Genomic DNA, 15,828 nt, shown 5'->3' on the forward strand with positions numbered 1-15,828 from the left:
CGCGCTCGGTCTCGCTCAACGCCCCGAACGCCTCGGCCGGCCAGGCGTCCCGCCGGGCCATGTCCTCCAGCAGCTCGTAGTGGACCCGTGGAAGTCAGAACTCCGACCTCACTCACTGATTCATGACAGTCACTGACGGTGACACTCGCCTCGTGGGCCCGGAACCCCAACACCCCCACACCCGCGAGCCGTTCCCCCGCCGGGACCGCAGATCCGTCGGCGTGGCCCGCGACTTCACGCCTCTACGAAGGTGAGTGGGCCAGGTGGCCGTCCTAGACTTGGGGGCCTGGCGGGGGGGACCCCACCCCAGGAGGACGCGATGATGCGGCACACCAGGCTGGCCGGGGAGTCCGAGGAGTATCTCGGTGCCCGCGAGGAGCTGCGGCTGGCCGAGGTCGAGCTGATGCGGCGCCGGGAGGAGGTCGCGGCGCTGCGGCGGGCGCTCCCGCAGGGGCCGGCCGTCGACGACTACGTCTTTCTCGAAGGGCCCGGCGATCTCGACGCCGGTGACACACCGGTTCGCGAGGTCGCGTTGAGCGAGTTGTTCACCGGTCCCGAACGGCCGCTGATCGTCTACCACTTCATGTACGGCAAGCTTCAGACCAGTGCCTGTCCGATGTGCACGATGTGGATCGACGGGTACAACGGCATCGCCCACCACATGGCCAGGAACGCGGACTTCGTCATCGCCGCGGCGGCCGACCCGCCCACTCTCCGGAAGTACGCCCGCGACCGCGGCTGGCACCGGTTGCGGCTGCTCAGCTGTGGTGACAGCACGTTCAAGTACGACCTGGGGAGCGAGGACGAGGACGGCGCGCAGGACTCCACGGTCTCCGTCTTCACCCGCGACGGCGACGGCACGGTCCGGCACACCTACTCGGCCCATCCTCGTATGGCCGAGGACATCCAGGAGCGCGGTATCCACCTGCTGACGCCCGTCTGGCACCTTCTCGACCTCACCCCGCGGGGGCGCGGCGACTGGTACCCGACCATCGACTACCAGAACACACGCTAGACCCCCGGAGACGGCCGAGCGCCCGCCCTCACGGGAGTGGGGGACGGGCGCTCAGCGGGCGTGGGCGGCCTGGGTGGTGCGGGCGGTGTCGGCGGTCCGACGCCGCGGGCTCACGCGTTCTTGATCGCGGAGATGTCGAAGTTCAGCTTGATCTTGTCGGAGACGAGGACGCCACCGGTCTCCAGCGAGGCGTTCCAGGTCACGCCCCAGTCGGAGCGCTTGATCTCGGCCTTGCCCTCGAAGCCGACGCGCTCGTTGCCGAACGGGTCCTTGGCCGCGCCGTTGAACTCCAGGTCGATGGTGACCGGCTTGGTGACACCGAGGATCGTGAGGTCGCCGGTGATGCGGTAGTCGTCGCCGCCGAGGGCCTCCGCCTTGGTGGAGCGGAAGGTCATCGTCGGGAACTCCTCCGTCTTGAAGAAGTCCGCCGACTTCAGGTGACCGTCACGGTCGGGGCTGCCCGTGGTGATGCTGTCCATCGTGATGTCGAGGGAGGCAGTGGACTTCGACGGGTCCGCGCCGTCCAGGTGCAGCGAGCCCTCGAACTGCCGGAAGCTGCCCTTGACGTTGGTGACCATCGCGTGGCGGGCCACGAACCCGAGCGTGGTGTGCGCCGGGTCGATCGTGTAGTCGCCGGTCAGCGTGGCCGTGTCGGCGGTGGCGCCGACGGCGGGGGTGTCGTCGTTCTTGCGGCCGAAGATGCCCATGACGTGCTCCTTTGGGGACGGGTCACGGCCTCGGAGCGGTGGATACCGAAGGCGCGGACCGTTGATGTTTAATGTTCAACGAACTCAACAGGCCCCACCGTAGTCCTATTCCGTACAACATTCAACTTCATCTGTTCGCGTGTCACGATCATCACGGAGCGTAGCGGATCGTGAAGCGGCGGAGGCGGGTGGCAGGGGTGCGGTTAGGCTCGGAAGAGGGGCCCCTTTCACCCGGGGGTGGGACGGGTGACCCATGAATGTGAGGCGCGTCTCAGGGGATGCCTTTGTGGCACCCCTACAACGGCGCAGCCCTCTGAGCAGTCGGAACGGCTGCATGCTCTTCTGGTTCTGTTCAGTGGTTCCAGGAAAACGCGTCGGAGACTGTACGGAGTCGACGTCTCGCAATCCTTGGTGTCCTTCGTAAGGTCACTACATGACCGTTTTGGAAGAGACGACGGGTGAGCCCACCGGCGAGCCGACGGACGCGCGCGGGCGGGTCGCCGAGCTGCACGAGATCCGTGCGGCGGCCGTGGCGGGGCCCAGCGAGAAGGCGACCGAGGCACAGCGCGCCAAGGGCAAGCTGACGGCCCGGGAGCGTATCGAGCTGCTCCTGGACCCGGGTTCCTTCCAGGAGGTCGAGCAGCTGCGCCGGCACCGCGCGGTCGGCTTCGGCCTGGAGGCAAAGAAGCCCTACACCGACGGCGTCATCACCGGCTGGGGCACGGTCGAAGGCCGTACCGTCTTCGTCTACGCCCATGACTTCCGGATCTTCGGCGGCGCGCTGGGCGAGGCCCACGCCACCAAGATCCACAAGATCATGGACATGGCCATCGCGGCCGGCGCCCCCCTGGTCTCCCTCAACGACGGCGCCGGCGCCCGTATCCAGGAGGGCGTCTCCGCCCTCGCCGGCTACGGCGGCATCTTCCAGCGCAACACCAAGGCGTCCGGCGTCATCCCGCAGATCTCCGTGATGCTCGGCCCCTGCGCGGGCGGCGCGGCCTACAGCCCCGCCCTCACCGACTTCGTCTTCATGGTCCGCGAGACCTCGCAGATGTTCATCACCGGCCCGGACGTCGTCAAGGCGGTCACCGGCGAGGAGATCACCCAGAACGGCCTCGGCGGCGCCGACGTGCACGCGGAGACCTCCGGTGTCTGTCACTTCGCGTACGACGACGAGGAGACCTGCATCGCGGAGGTCCGCTACCTCCTCTCGCTCCTCCCGCAGAACAACCGCGAGAACCCGCCGCGCGTCGACTCCACGGACCCCGTCGACCGCCGCAGCGACGTCCTCCTGGACCTGGTCCCGGCCGACGGCAACCGGCCGTACGACATGACCAAGGTGATCGAGGAGATCGTCGACGACGGCGAGTACCTGGAGGTCCACGAGCGCTGGGCGCGGAACATCATCTGCGCGCTGGCCCGGATCGACGGCCAGGTCGTGGGCATCATCGCCAACCAACCGCAGGTACTGGCGGGCGTCCTGGACATCGAGGCGAGTGAAAAAGCTGCGCGCTTTGTCCAGATGTGTGACGCTTTCAATGTTCCGATCGTCACCTTCCTGGACGTACCGGGCTTCCTCCCCGGTGTCGACCAGGAACACGGCGGGATCATCCGCCACGGCGCGAAGCTCCTCTACGCCTACTGCAACGCGACCGTGCCCCGGATCTCACTGATCCTGCGCAAGGCGTACGGAGGTGCCTACATCGTCATGGACTCCCAGTCGATCGGTGCCGACCTGACCTACGCCTGGCCGACGAACGAGATCGCGGTCATGGGCGCGGAGGGTGCGGCCAACGTGATCTTCCGTCGGCAGATCGCCGCGGCCGAGGACCCCGAGGCCATGCGACAGAAGATGGTCAAGGAGTACAAGGCCGAGCTCATGCACCCCTACTACGCGGCCGAGCGCGGCCTGGTCGACGATGTCATCGACCCGGCCGAGACCCGCGAGGTGCTCGCCAGGTCGCTGGCGATGCTGCACACCAAGCACGCCGACCTGCCGTCGCGTAAGCACGGCAACCCCCCGCAGTAATCCTGCGGAAACCTCTCTCACGGAGACTGAATCCATGAACGTCCCTGACATTCGCGTGGAGAAGGGCAACGCAGACCCGGAGGAAGTCGCCGCTATAACGGCGGTCCTCCTGGCCCGCGCGGCCGCCCGGCCGACCGCCGACACCGAGCAGACCCACCGAGGCCGCGCGAAGGCCGGCTGGCGCCGCCTGGAGCGCGAGAACGGCTTCCGCGCCCCACACAGCTGGCACGGCTAGGCTGCGCCGCCAGGCCGACAGTACGTACGGAGAAGGGCCCCTCTGCTTCAGAGGGGCCCTTCTCCGCGTGCGCCAGGGGCTGTCGGGGCCGGTTCGGTTGCGGCGGGAAAAGGAAGCGAGCTGCCGCCGTGGCAAAAAGTTCGGGCCCCTTCAGAAGAAGGGGCCCAGCAACGCGCCCCTCCAGGGGCGCGGGGAACTGCGCGACAGGCCACGAACCACCCGCAGTCGGCGGACGGCCGGCCGTGGCAGCCCGGTCGCCGGAACTACCGCAGCCGAGCCATCAGAGCGTGCTCCACGAGAGTGATCAGCGCCGACTTCGCATCTGCGCGATGCCTCGCGTCCGTCGTGATGATCGGGGTGTCGGGGCCGATCTGGAGCGCCTCGCGGACCTCTTCCGGGTTGTACGGCTGGTTGCCGTCGAAGCCGTTGAGAGCGATGACGAAGGGGAGACCCGAGTTCTCGAAGTAGTCGACCGCGGGGAAGCAGTCGGCGAGCCGGCGGGTGTCCACCAGGACGATGGCGCCGATGGCACCGCGTACGAGGTCGTCCCACATGAACCAGAAGCGGTCCTGGCCCGGCGTACCGAACAGGTACAGGATCAGGTCCTGGTCCAGGGTGATACGGCCGAAGTCCATGGCGACCGTGGTGGTCGTCTTGTCCCCGGTGTGGGTGAGGTCGTCGATGCCGGCAGACGCGGACGTCATCACGGCCTCTGTGCGCAGCGGGTTGATCTCCGAGACGGCGCCGACGAACGTGGTCTTGCCCACGCCGAAGCCGCCCGCCACCACGATCTTCGCGGACGTGGTGGAGCGGGAAGGCCCTCCGCTAGAGCTTGCGAAGTCCACTGAGCACCCTTTCGAGCAAAGTCACGTCTGGCTGGCCACCGGCGTTCTCGTCGCCGCCGGGCTGATGGATGGCGACCAGGCCCGCCTCCGCCAAGTCGGCGACGAGGATCCTGGCCACGCCGAGAGGGATCGACAGGAGGGCCGAGACTTCGGCCACCGACTTGATCTCCCGGCAGAGGTTGCAGATCCGCTGATGCTCGGGCAACTGGCCCTGCATCTGGTGCGGCTGCGCGGTGGTGTGCACCAGCGCCTCGATGGCGAGCTGGTACCGCGGGCGGGTCCGGCCACCGGTCATGGCGTACGGACGCACCAACGGGTTGTTCGACGCCCCGGCGGGCACGGGCTCGGGACGACGCTGCGGCTGCACCGGCTGGATGCGCGGCGCCGGCGGCTGGTCGTACGGCGACGGGCCGGGGCCCTGCGGTGCGTACGGCTGCCGGTGGCTCGGGGCGGAGGGGAAGTTGTACCGGTTCGCGGAACCGTCGCCCTGGCCCTGCGCAGGACCGTACGACCAGTTGCCGTTGTTCGAACCGCCTGGGGGTGTTGCCACTTTCTCTCCTCCTCCGACCGTGCCGGGCACCGATCCTTATGGAGCCGCGTCCCGAAACCTTACGGCCCCGGGACGCTAAAACGCACCGTCTGACTATTAGTTGAGAAGGCTTCCCTGGAGTTCCGCACGCAGATCCGGGGTAAGAACCGTGCCCGCGCGGTCCACCAAAAGGGCCATCTCATACCCAATCAGGCCGATGTCGGCCTCCGGGTGGGCCAGGACCGCCAGCGACGAACCATCGGATACGGACATGATGAACAGGAACCCCCGCTCCATCTCCACAACCGTCTGATTCACGCTGCCTCCCTCGAAGATTCGGGAGGCGCCTGCCGTCAGAGACGTCAGACCGGATGCGACGGCCGCGAGCTGGTCGGCGCGGTCGCGGGGAAAGCCTTCGGACATCGCCAGAAGGAGTCCGTCGGCGGAGACCACCACCGTGTGGGACACCCCCGGGGTGTTGTCCACGAAGTTGGTGATCAACCAGTTCAGGTTCTGTGCCGCCTGGCTCATCGGGCTCACACTAACGCTCCTGGTTGTAGGTGCTGTCAGGACCACTGTGCTGATTCCTAGTGGCCTGGCCGTTCGTTTCACTGCCTGCGTTGCGTCCGCGCTGGACGCCCCTGCGCAGGTTGCTCAGCCTGCCCCGGACGTCCTCCGGGGCGCGGGAGACCTGGGGGCCTCCCTGAGGGGTGTTCTCGGCGGCTCCCTCGACCAGGTTGGCCTTGGGTACCCGCCTCGGCAGGCCGGAGGAGGTGACCCCGCCCGCCTTGGGCCTGCGCAGCTGCGAGGCCTGCTGCCAGCGCTCGTCGTTCGCCGAACGCCAGCTGCTGTCGCCGTTGGACTCCGGAGCCGAGGCCCCCGGAGTCGCCGGAGCCGAAGCCGCGGCCGGAGCCTGCTGCACGGGACCCGCGCCGTTGGGGCCGCCCGTGCCGCCGGATCCCCGACGGGGCAGCCCTGCGTTGGTCAGCTGGTGGCCGGCGGAGGGGGCCGCTCCCGGACGGTCGAAGCCTACGCGGTTCCGCTCGTCCACGTCACCGGCCTGCGCCGATTCCGCTTCCGGAGCGTACTGGGCCGGGTAACCGTTCTGGTAGCCGTCCTGCTGCTGCCCCTGCTGCGGCCAGTCGTCCTGGTAGGGCTGCTCCCCGAACGCCGGGAACGAGTCGGAGGCGGCGGCGGGCGCGGCCGTGGGCTCTTCCTGGGCCGGTTCCGGATAACTGGGCTCCGGGTAACCGCCGTTGGTGGCGAAGGCGTCCGGCGAGAACGTGTCGTTCTGCGGCAGGCCGCCGTTCGGCGCGTAGTACTGCTCGTCGTACGCGCTCTGCGACTGCTCCTGGTACTGCTGCCCGGCGTCGAAGCCCGTGGGCTGCTCCTGGAAGCCCGTACCGCTGGTGTCGTAGCCCTGCCGGCCCCTGTCGAACTCGTCGACGTACGCCGGGATCTCCGCGGTCTCCTGCGGGTGCTGTGTGCCCTGCGGGGGCTGTGCCTGGGCCTCCAGGGCCGCACGGCGCTCCTCGCGCATCAGGGAGCGGCCGACGGGGTCCAGTTCGCGGATGTCGTCGGGGATCTCGGTGTAACGGCTGTCGTCGAAGCCCAGCTCGGCCGCCGTACGCATCGGCTGGAGCGGCGGCTGCTGGCTGAAGTTCTCAACCTGGAACTGCTGCTCCGGGATGATCTGCGAGACGGTGAACTCCTCGCGCTCCAGTGGCTGTTCGCCACCGCCACCATGGGTGATGGCGTCCGGCAGCATGACCAGCGAGGTGGTGCCTGCCTGCTCGCCCGAGGGGCGGAGCTGGACCCGGATGCCGTGCCGGTCGGAGAGCCGGCCGACCACGAAGAGGCCCATGCGCTGGGAGATCGCGGCGTCCACGGTCGGCGGGTTGGCCAGCTTGTGGTTGATGTCCGCGAAGTCCTCGGCGGTGAGGCCGATGCCCTTGTCGTGGATCTCGATCATGATGCGGCCGTCGGGGAGACGGGTCGCGGTGACACGGACCTTGGTCTGCGGGGAGGAGAACGTCGTCGCGTTCTCCAGAAGCTCGGCCAGCAGGTGGACGAGGTCGGTGACCGCGCGGCCGTGGATCTCGGCCTCCGGGACGCCGGAGAGCTCGACGCGCTCGTACTGCTCCACCTCGGAGGAGGCGGCGCGCAACACGTCGACCAGCGGGACCGGCTGGTCCCAGCGGCGACCGGGCTCCTCGCCGGCGAGGACCAGGAGGTTCTCGCCGTTGCGGCGCATACGGGTCGCGAGGTGGTCCAGCCGGAAGAGGTTCTCCAGCTGGTCCGGTTCGGCCTCGTTGTTCTCCAGGTCGGTGATCAGGGTCAGCTGGCCCTCGATCAGCGACTGGTTGCGGCGCGACAGGTTGGTGAAGATCGCGTTGATGTTGCCCCGCAGCAGCGCCTGCTCGGCGGCGAGCCGGACGGCCTCGCGGTGGACCTGGTCGAAGGCGCGGGCGACTTCGCCGATCTCGTCGGTCGAGGTGATCGGGATCGGCGCCACCCGGGTGTCGACCCGGCCGGGGTCGGTGCGGGAGAGCTGGTCGACCAGCATCGGCAGACGCTGCTCGGCGATACCGAAGGCGGCGTTGCGCAGCTGGCGCATCGACCGGGACATCTGGCGGGCCACCATGCCGGCCAGGATGAACGCGGCGAGCAGCGCGACCACGACCGCGGCACCGGTGATGAACGCTGAGGTCTTGGCGTCGTCGGCGATGCCGGAGGCCTCGCTCACCGCCTTGTCGGCCATGTCCGACTCGATCTGGCGGTAGGCGTTGTACTTGAGCGTGTTGACCGTCCACCAGTTCTCGGCCGTGATGCCCTTGGCGGCCAGCCCCTGACGGGTGGCGGTGTCGGTGTTCTCCAGCGTCGCGAGCGCCGAGACCATCGTCGTGGGGTTGGACGGCGGGGCCACGTAGTTCGGGTCCTTGGCCTTGGCCTGCTGCACCAGCGCCGCGCCGTCGGTCTTGATCTTCTTCTGGAGGTCGGTCAGCTTCTGCGCGTCCGCCTCGGTGCCACCGCCGATGTACTCCTCGACGGCGATGCCTTCGAGATAGGCGTACGAGGAGAGGGCGACCCGCTGGCTGGCCAGGTTGCCGGCGTCCGGGCCGGGCTTGATCAGCAGGTGCATGCCGATCGAGCGCTCCAGCGACAGGGCCGCCTTGGTGAGCGAGATGGCGTAGACGGTACGGCCGTAGGAGGTGATGTTTCCGGTGCCCAGACCGAGCTCGTTGGCGAACTCCATCAGGGGGTGCGCGACCCCGATGTAGCCCTCTTCCGTCTGCACACCGGTGAGCTTGGTGGTGTACGCGGCGGCCCTCAGGTTGGTGAGGGTGGGCTCGGCCTCGCGGAACAGTTTGAGGCGGCGCTCCAGGCCGGCCTTCTGCGGCATGTTCTGCGCGGCGGCGTCGAAGGCGTCGGCGGCCTTGTCCGTCTGGGCGCGTGCGTCGGAGACCGTCTTCTTGTCGGCGGCGTTCTGCAGCGAGCCCTTGAGCAGGGGCGCCGCGGTGACGTCACGCTCCTCGTAGAGGGCGTCGGCGTAGGAGAGGGATGCGCGGACGAGGCGTGCGGTGTTCTCCGCGTCCTGGGCCTCCTGCCAGGTGTCGATGGAGCTCTTCACCTGGAAGCCGCCCATGACCAGGCCGACGACCACGGGTATGAGCAGAATCGCGTTCAGCCTGGTGGGCACTCGCCAGTTGCGCGGGGAGAAACGGCCGCCGCTCTTCGCGGGCGCGGCCGGTGGTTCCGCGGCTGGCACAGGGGTGGGCGCCGCAGCGCGCGGCGGCGGGGTGAAGTTGCCCCGTGCCGACGGCTCGGGACCGTTCTTGCTTCGCCTCACTCGACCAACAACCTCTCGGCGGCGGGCACCTATCGTTGTGCCGCAGTCTCTCAGAGCCCGGTGTGTCATCGACCACTACTGAGTACGTCTTTGACTATTGGGCAGTTCAGGCATTCCAGCACGGGGGCCTACGCACTTCCAAACAGTGGAAAGCGGGGGAGTGCGGTCTTGTAGGGCCCAGATAAAACGGTCATAAAGAGCGAGCCCCGCCAAAAGGCGGGGCTGATGTGAGCGCAGCGGTACCGCGTGACCGCGACGCGTGGCGATATCACCGGATTCCTCTGCCGAAACGTTATGAACACCGGAGCCGACCGTGTCAAAGGCCACAGCCGGCTCCGGTTTCCGTACGACAACGGCCGTACATGACGAACGACTTGGGTGCTACCGCAGCCGTGCCATGAGAGCGTGCTCCACCAGCGTGATCAGCGCACTCTTGGCGTCGGCGCGGTGCCGGGCGTCCGTCGTGATGATCGGCGCGTCCGGGCCGATCTGCAGCGCCTCGCGCACCTCTTCGGGCGTGTAGGGCTGATGCCCGTCGAAGCCGTTGAGCGCTATGACGAACGGCAGACCGCTGTTCTCGAAGTAGTCGACCGCGGGGAAGCAGTCGGCGAGCCGGCGGGTGTCCACCAGGACGACGGCGCCGATCGCGCCGCGTACCAGGTCGTCCCACATGAACCAGAAGCGGTCCTGGCCCGGCGTACCGAACAGGTACAGGATCAGGTCCTGGTCCAGGGTGATACGGCCGAAGTCCATGGCGACCGTGGTGGTCGTCTTGTCCCCGGTGTGGGTGAGGTCGTCGATGCCCGCCGAGGCGGACGTCATCACGGCCTCCGTGCGCAGCGGGTTGATCTCGGAGACCGCTCCCACGAACGTGGTCTTGCCGACGCCGAAGCCGCCCGCCACCACGATCTTCGCGGAGGTGGTGGCCCGGCCTCCGTCAGAGCTTGCGAAGTCCACTGAGCACCCTTTCGAGCAGCGTCACGTCAGGTGCGCCACCGTTGTTCTCGTCGCCGCCCGGCTGGTGGATGGCGACCAGGCCGGCCTCGGCGAGGTCGGCCACCAGGATCCGGGCCACACCGAGCGGCATGGCGAGCAGCGCCGAGACCTCGGCCACCGACTTCACCTCGCGGCACAGGTGGCAGATGCGCTGGTGCTCCGGGAGCAGCCCCATGAGCGCTGCCGGGTCGGCCGTCGTGCTGATCAGCGCCTCGATGGCGAGCTGGTAGCGCGGCCGGGTCCGGCCGCCGGTCATCGCGTAAGGACGTACCAGCGGCTGGTCGCCCTCATCCCCGTACGGCTCCGCGTACGGATCATGAGAGGCGGTGGGCGGGGTCATCGTTCCTCCGGGCGGGACAGCAAGTCGGTCAGTCGTGCCGTCGGACGTGGCCGGTGGGGGGATTGTGGCGGCCGGACGGTGATTTGGTGAGGCGGGTTGGATCCGGGCGGTCAGTGGAGCAGACTGCCTTGCAGTTCGGCGCGCAGGTCGGGCGTGAGCACCGCGCCCGCTCGGTCGACCAGGAGCGCCATCTCGTAGCCGACGAGGCCGATGTCGCACTCGGGGTGGGCCAGGACCGCGAGGGACGACCCGTCCGAGACGGACATCAGGAAGAGAAAGCCGCGTTCCATCTCGACGACCGTCTGCGCCACGTCGCCGCCCTCGAAGATCCGGGAAGCCCCGGCCGTCAGCGAGGTGAGCCCGGATGCGACGGCCGCCAGCTGGTCGGCGCGGTCACGGGGGAAACCTTCGGACATCGCCAGAAGGAGACCGTCGGCGGACACGACGACGGTGTGGGACACACCGGGGGTGTTGTCCACGAAGTTGGTGATCAACCAGTTCAGATTCTGTGCCGCCTGGCTCATCGGACTCAACTAACGCTCCTGCTGGTGAGTGGGGCTCGGGAAGCTGCCGGTCTGCGGGCCGGTGCCGGCCTGCCGTCCCTGCGCGATACCCCGACGGAGATTCGTCAGCCGGCCGCGGACGTCATCAGGCGCACGCGAGACCTGCGGACCGGTGTGGTGCTGTTGCTGCTGAGCCGTGCCCGGGACGAGGTTCGCCCGGGGTACCCGGCGCGGCAGACCGGAGGTGGTGACACCGCCCGCCGCCGGCTGCCTGACACGCTCCGCCTGCCGGACGAGGTCGTCGTTCGGGGAGGTGCGCCAGGCTGCCTGGGCGGGACGCTGGGGGGCCGCGGCGGCCGGGGCCGGCGGCTGAGAGGGGGCCGGCGGGATCGGCGCGGAGCCGTTTCCGTTTCCGTAGCCGTTGCTCTGCGGCTGCTGCTGTTCCTGCTGCCCGCCGTGGAACCAGTTGGTCTCCAGCGTGTCGTACAGCGGGGTACGACCGTCACCGGGACCGGTGGCCGGCGGCAACGCCTCGGGCTCCTGACGGGCCGGCGGACGCTGCTGAGTACCGAAGTCCATACCGCGGCCGTTGGTCTGCGGACGTTCGAACTGGCCCGTGTGGTGCTGGCCGTTGCCGTTCTGCCCGTTGCCCGCGAAGCCGTTCTGGTGGCCGGGCAGGGAGTGCTGCCCGGTGGAACCGCCGTCGTAGGACGGGGCGGCGAACTGGCCGGTGGAGCCGTTGTCGTAGCCCTGCGGGGCGGCGAACTGGCCGGTGTTCCGGGGGCCGCCCTGCGGCCCGGTCGGCCCGCCGAAGACATCGGAGCGGACGAACTGCCCGGAGTCCTGCTGGCCGTTCACGTTGGGGCGCGGGACCGAGCCCGTGTCCTGGGGTCCGTTCGCACCGGGGCGCGGGAAGGAGCCGGTGTCCTGCGGGCCGTTCGTGCCGGGGCGGGGGAAGGAACCCGTGTCCTGCGGGCCGTGCGCGCCCGGGCGGGGGTACGAGCCGTTCGGCAGGTTGAAGTCCGGGCGCGGGAACTCGCCGGTGGACGACGGCCCCTGCGGGATCGCCGGCATCTGCGAGGTGGCGTCCAGGTCCTGCCGGTCGTCGATGCGGGGCATCGGCGCGGTGTGGGCCGGGTCCTGCTCGTCGTGGCCGCGCGGGGTGTCCAGCGAGGCACGGGAGAGCGGCGGCTGGGCGTTGTCGTCGCTCCAGCTGGGCCTGCCCTGCTGCGGGTTGGCGCCGGGCAGCTCGGCCCGCGGACCACCGCGCGGCGGCAGCTGGGGCTGACGGCCCTGGTCGGAGGGGGCGGCGGAGCGCTGCGGCGGGACCGCACCCCGGTTGCCGAAGGCGTCCTGACCGCCGAAGGGGTCCTGCCTGTTGCCGAACGTGTTCTGGTCGCCGAAGGCACCGGCACCGCCGGTGGGCCGGCCCTGCGGGGGAGCCGCCGGACCCTGCTGGCCGCGTGCACCGCCCGGCGCACCGGGACGGCCGCCGTTCGGACCCGCGCCGGGCAGCGCGGCCCGGGGACCCTGGCCCGCGCCGACCTGGCCGCGCGGAGCGGTACCGGCGCCGAGCAGCCCGCCGGAGGGGCCGCCGGAACCGAGGGCGCCACCGCGCCCGCCGGCCGCGGCGGCACCGCCGCCGAGGGCCGGGGCGGGGGCACCCGCGCCGAGCGAACCACCGGTACCGCCCTGGCCGCCGCCCCGCCGGGCCGCGGCCGCACCGGCCGCCGCCTGCGCGGCGGCCGGACCGCCGGACTGCGCCGGGGCGCCGGGCTTGCCGGGAGCGGGCTTCTTGCCGCCCTGGGCGACATCGACGGGGAGCATGACCAGCGCGGTCGTACCGCCGGAGTCGGACGGGCGCAGCTGGATGCGGATGCCGTGCCGCTGCGACAGACGACCGACCACGAACAGACCCATGCGGCGGGAGACCGAGACGTCCACGGTGGGCGGCGAGGCGAGCCGCTCGTTGATCGCCGCGAGGTCCTCGGGGGAGAGGCCGATACCGGTGTCGTGGATCTCGATCAGCACCCGGCCGTCGGGCAGGGCGTGACCGGTGACCTTGACCTTGGTCTGCGGCGAGGAGAACGAGGTCGCGTTCTCGAGCAGCTCGGCGAGCAGGTGCACGAGGTCGTTGACCACACGGCCGGCCACTTCGGTGGTCGGTACGGCGGCCAGCTCGATGCGCTCGTACTGCTCCACCTCGGACGCGGCGGCGCGGAGCACGTCGACCAGCGGGACCGGGCGGGTCCAGCGGCGGCCGGGCTCCTCACCGGCGAGGACGAGGAGGTTCTCACCGTTACGGCGCATACGCGTCGCGAGGTGGTCGAGCTTGAAGAGGGAGGACAGCTGGTCCGGGTCGGCCTCGCGGGACTCCAGTTCGGAGATGAGCGAGAGCTGACGCTGGATGAGGCCCTGGGAGCGGCGCGAGAGGTTGGTGAACATCGCGTTGACGTTGCCCCGGAGGAGGGCCTGCTCGGCGGCGAGGCGGACCGCCTCGCGGTGCACGTCGTCGAAGGCCGCGGCCACCTGGCCGATCTCGTCCCGGGAGTGCACACCGACCGACTCCACGGACGTGTCGACGTCCTGCGGGTCGGACTCGGACAGCTGCTTGACCAGCTCGGGCAGCCGGTCCTGGGCGACCTTGGTGGCGGTCTCCTGGAGGCGGCGCAGCGAGCGGATCATGGAGCGGGCCACGATGAAGGCGCCGACCAGCGACACACCGAGGACGAGCAGGATCAGCGCACCGGAGATGATCGCTTCCTGCTGGGAGGAGGACCGCAGCTCGCGGGCCTTCTGCTCCATGTCCTCGAGCAGCGTGTGCTCGATCTTCTGCATCTGGTCGATCTTGGTCGAGCTGTCGTCGGTCCAGTCGCGGTATGAGCGCTTGCTGAGCTCGTTCAGACCGTTCTGGGCGCCGAGCGCACGCTTGGCGTAGGTGTTCGCGGACTGGATCGTCGGGTTGTTCTCGTCGATCGGCTTGAGCAGTTCGGCCGCGTTGCCGGTGTAGATCTTGCGGAAGATCGTCAGCTCGGAGGTCTCGCTCGACTGGGCCGACTCGCCGTAGAGGCGGTCGTTCTCGGAGAGGTTGCCGAGGCTCGTGTTGTTTGCGGGCAGGGCCGAGGCGATGACGGCTCGCTGCACGGACGCGTACTCCTTGGCGGTGGAGAACGCCGCCAGGGCGCGGGTGCGCTGGATCATCTCCGGGTTGCTGGAGGCCTGCGCCATGTCCTGCGAGAGGCCGATCAGCTGGGTGATCAGCCGGTGGTAGGCCTCGACCGTCTGGGTCGAGTTCTCCTTCTGCTGATAGGCGTCCTTGCGGATCTTCGCCAGGTCGTCCAGCTGGCCGGCCAGACCGACGAGACTGTCCCGGACGCCCTGGAGCTGACCGTTCTTGCTCGCCGTGTCGATTGCCTCGGAGGCGTTGAGGAAGTTCTCGCGGGCGCGGTCGGTCGTCTGGTCGAGGCCCTTGACCGTGACGCTGCTGGTCGACTGACCGTGCGCCAGCGGACCCGCCGACCGGTCGCGCTCGTTCTGGAGGGCCTGGGCCAGCTCGGTGGCCTGCTTGGTCATGAGCGTCAGCAGCTTCATGTTGTCGAGCTGCTGGATGTCGTCGAGTGACTGGTTGATGCGCACCGCGCCCAGCGAGGTCGCCGCCACCACGGGGAGCGCGAGCAGCGACACCAGGCGCGTGGAGATGCGCCAGTTGCGCAGGGCTATGCGCGAGCCGGGGTTGGACGGGCCCTTGGCGGGCTTGATCGTGGGCGCCGGTGCGGCGGTCGGCTGGGGGCCCGAAGACCCCGCAGACCCCGAAGACGCGGACACGGCGGGGCGCCCGGAGCGCTCCCCGCCGTCACCACCGCCGGCCGGGGCCGACCCCGGGCCCGGGTTCTGGGCGTGCTGGGGCGAGGAACCGCGGTCGGTCCCGCCGTGCGCCTCCGGCTCCGCCGGAGCGCTGCCATCCCTCTTGAAACGTCCCTGCACTAGCGTCGCAACCTCTGGACCAGGCGCCCCTCCGGTGAACGGAGAGACACGGTGTCGGCGTTGTACGGGGGAGCGCCCTGAATACGCGCCCCCTGTTGGTCGTGAGTGTGACCGGCGCTGGTCCCCCTGTCTCGCCGCCACCCGGCGCTGCGTTGCGCCCCCTGCGCGCCGGCTCGATCCTGCGGCGGTTCCGTGGAATTCCAGCACAGTGCCGGATCTCCAACAAGGGCCGTGGACCGAGCTGTGACCTCCGTGACAGCGTGTGAGTGACACGTTACGAGATGTCGAAGTCGATCGCGTACATAACGGGCGTATCCCTGCCAGTCGCAGGCGCCCGTGGGGTGTCCCAGTCGCGATGATCAGGAGCGGAATGGCATCTTCGGTTCGCCAATGTCCCTTTCGTTGCGGTGAGTTATCTGTCCGGAATGACGGTTTCGCCCGCGACTTCGTGAGCAAACTCACACGTCGATCACAGCTACTCGGCGGCTTCCGCCGGGAATTCGATGTTTAGCCTGGCGCTTTACAAGAGGGAAGTCTCTGCCAACCCATAGATGACGGGGTCAACTGCAACCGTGAAGACGACGATGATGTTCCGCAACATAGCCAACCCCCGGCGCACCACCCTTGCCCACCTCAAGGACGCCGAGGAACTGCAGACCCCCGAACTCCCCGAGCACTCCCTCGACCTCCCCGCCCAGACCGCCAACCCGCGGCGCACCATCCTCATGGAGATCCCGGCCACGACCTCGGTCGCCGAGTAGCGGGCAGCGGGTAGTACGGGTCGCGGCCGCCGTT

At 69.4% G+C, this 15,828-nt stretch carries 13 protein-coding genes; 4 read left to right on the forward strand and 9 right to left on the reverse strand.

Annotated elements, in window-relative coordinates; translation table 11 throughout:
• The first annotated feature begins 319 nt into the window (after nt 1-319).
• Nucleotides 320-1,015, forward strand: a complete 696-nt coding sequence (locus ACZ7OO_RS21735) for a DUF899 family protein (protein WP_471506680.1) — start codon at nt 320-322, stop codon at nt 1,013-1,015.
• Nucleotides 1,016-1,125: 110 nt separating this feature from the next.
• On the opposite strand, the gene ACZ7OO_RS21740 is transcribed toward ACZ7OO_RS21735, so the two are convergent.
• A complete protein-coding gene (locus ACZ7OO_RS21740; RefSeq protein WP_471506682.1) occupies nt 1,126-1,722 on the reverse strand; it encodes a YceI family protein in 597 nt (198 codons plus the stop codon).
• Between the two features lie 433 nt (nt 1,723-2,155).
• On the opposite strand from ACZ7OO_RS21740, the gene ACZ7OO_RS21745 reads away from it, so the two are divergent.
• The gene (locus tag ACZ7OO_RS21745; RefSeq protein WP_352219344.1) at nt 2,156-3,751 is read left to right on the forward strand and encodes an acyl-CoA carboxylase subunit beta; all 1,596 of its coding nucleotides are present in this window, start codon (nt 2,156-2,158) and stop codon (nt 3,749-3,751) included.
• Nucleotides 3,752-3,785: 34 nt separating this feature from the next.
• The gene (locus ACZ7OO_RS21750) at nt 3,786-3,986 is read left to right on the forward strand and encodes an acyl-CoA carboxylase subunit epsilon (RefSeq protein ID WP_046729245.1); all 201 of its coding nucleotides are present in this window, start codon (nt 3,786-3,788) and stop codon (nt 3,984-3,986) included.
• Between the two features lie 263 nt (nt 3,987-4,249).
• Here the strand turns inward: ACZ7OO_RS21750 and ACZ7OO_RS21755 are convergent, their stop codons facing one another.
• From ACZ7OO_RS21755 to ACZ7OO_RS21790, 8 genes are all read right to left on the reverse strand, one after another.
• Nucleotides 4,250-4,831: a GTP-binding protein gene (locus ACZ7OO_RS21755; protein ID WP_046729246.1), complete on the reverse strand. Its 582-nt coding sequence runs from the start codon at nt 4,829-4,831 to the stop codon at nt 4,250-4,252.
• Entirely contained in the window at nt 4,812-5,381 is a 570-nt protein-coding gene (locus ACZ7OO_RS21760; RefSeq protein WP_471506685.1) for a DUF742 domain-containing protein, read from the reverse strand. Before ACZ7OO_RS21760 ends, ACZ7OO_RS21755 begins: the two co-directional genes overlap by 20 nt.
• A gap of 96 nt (nt 5,382-5,477) precedes the next feature.
• Entirely contained in the window at nt 5,478-5,891 is a 414-nt protein-coding gene (locus ACZ7OO_RS21765; RefSeq protein WP_005479603.1) for a roadblock/LC7 domain-containing protein, read from the reverse strand.
• A gap of 10 nt (nt 5,892-5,901) precedes the next feature.
• Nucleotides 5,902-9,210, reverse strand: coding sequence for a nitrate- and nitrite sensing domain-containing protein (locus ACZ7OO_RS21770; protein ID WP_471506687.1), 3,309 nt, complete (start codon nt 9,208-9,210; stop codon nt 5,902-5,904).
• A 381-nt stretch (nt 9,211-9,591) separates the two neighbouring features.
• Nucleotides 9,592-10,167: a GTP-binding protein gene (locus tag ACZ7OO_RS21775; protein ID WP_046729249.1), complete on the reverse strand. Its 576-nt coding sequence runs from the start codon at nt 10,165-10,167 to the stop codon at nt 9,592-9,594.
• Nucleotides 10,148-10,546 (reverse strand): DUF742 domain-containing protein, encoded by a 399-nt coding sequence (locus ACZ7OO_RS21780; RefSeq protein WP_019058642.1) that lies wholly within the window; start codon nt 10,544-10,546, stop codon nt 10,148-10,150. The genes ACZ7OO_RS21775 and ACZ7OO_RS21780 overlap by 20 nt, the downstream gene beginning before the upstream one ends.
• A gap of 110 nt (nt 10,547-10,656) precedes the next feature.
• Complete coding sequence (locus ACZ7OO_RS21785; protein WP_005479910.1) at nt 10,657-11,070, reverse strand: roadblock/LC7 domain-containing protein; 414 nt, start codon at nt 11,068-11,070, stop codon at nt 10,657-10,659.
• Nucleotides 11,071-11,079: 9 nt separating this feature from the next.
• Nucleotides 11,080-15,033: a nitrate- and nitrite sensing domain-containing protein gene (locus tag ACZ7OO_RS21790; protein WP_471506690.1), complete on the reverse strand. Its 3,954-nt coding sequence runs from the start codon at nt 15,031-15,033 to the stop codon at nt 11,080-11,082.
• 572 nt (nt 15,034-15,605) lie between these two features.
• Between ACZ7OO_RS21790 and ACZ7OO_RS21795 the strand changes: the two genes are divergently transcribed.
• A complete protein-coding gene (locus ACZ7OO_RS21795; RefSeq protein ID WP_351705292.1) occupies nt 15,606-15,794 on the forward strand; it encodes a hypothetical protein in 189 nt (62 codons plus the stop codon).
• Nucleotides 15,795-15,828 lie beyond the last annotated feature (34 nt).

Source organism: Streptomyces sp. NPDC111744, from assembly GCF_055634995.1.

Coding starts and splice junctions, on each gene's coding strand:
- ACZ7OO_RS21735 (WP_471506680.1), top strand. CDS start 320: ATGATGCGGCACACCAGGCTGGCCGGGGAGTCCGAGGAGTATCTCGGT.
- ACZ7OO_RS21785 (WP_005479910.1), bottom strand. CDS start 11,070: ATGAGCCAGGCGGCACAGAATCTGAACTGGTTGATCACCAACTTCGTG.
- ACZ7OO_RS21750 (WP_046729245.1), top strand. CDS start 3,786: ATGAACGTCCCTGACATTCGCGTGGAGAAGGGCAACGCAGACCCGGAG.
- ACZ7OO_RS21745 (WP_352219344.1), top strand. CDS start 2,156: ATGACCGTTTTGGAAGAGACGACGGGTGAGCCCACCGGCGAGCCGACG.
- ACZ7OO_RS21740 (WP_471506682.1), bottom strand. CDS start 1,722: ATGGGCATCTTCGGCCGCAAGAACGACGACACCCCCGCCGTCGGCGCC.
- ACZ7OO_RS21780 (WP_019058642.1), bottom strand. CDS start 10,546: ATGACCCCGCCCACCGCCTCTCATGATCCGTACGCGGAGCCGTACGGG.
- ACZ7OO_RS21765 (WP_005479603.1), bottom strand. CDS start 5,891: ATGAGCCAGGCGGCACAGAACCTGAACTGGTTGATCACCAACTTCGTG.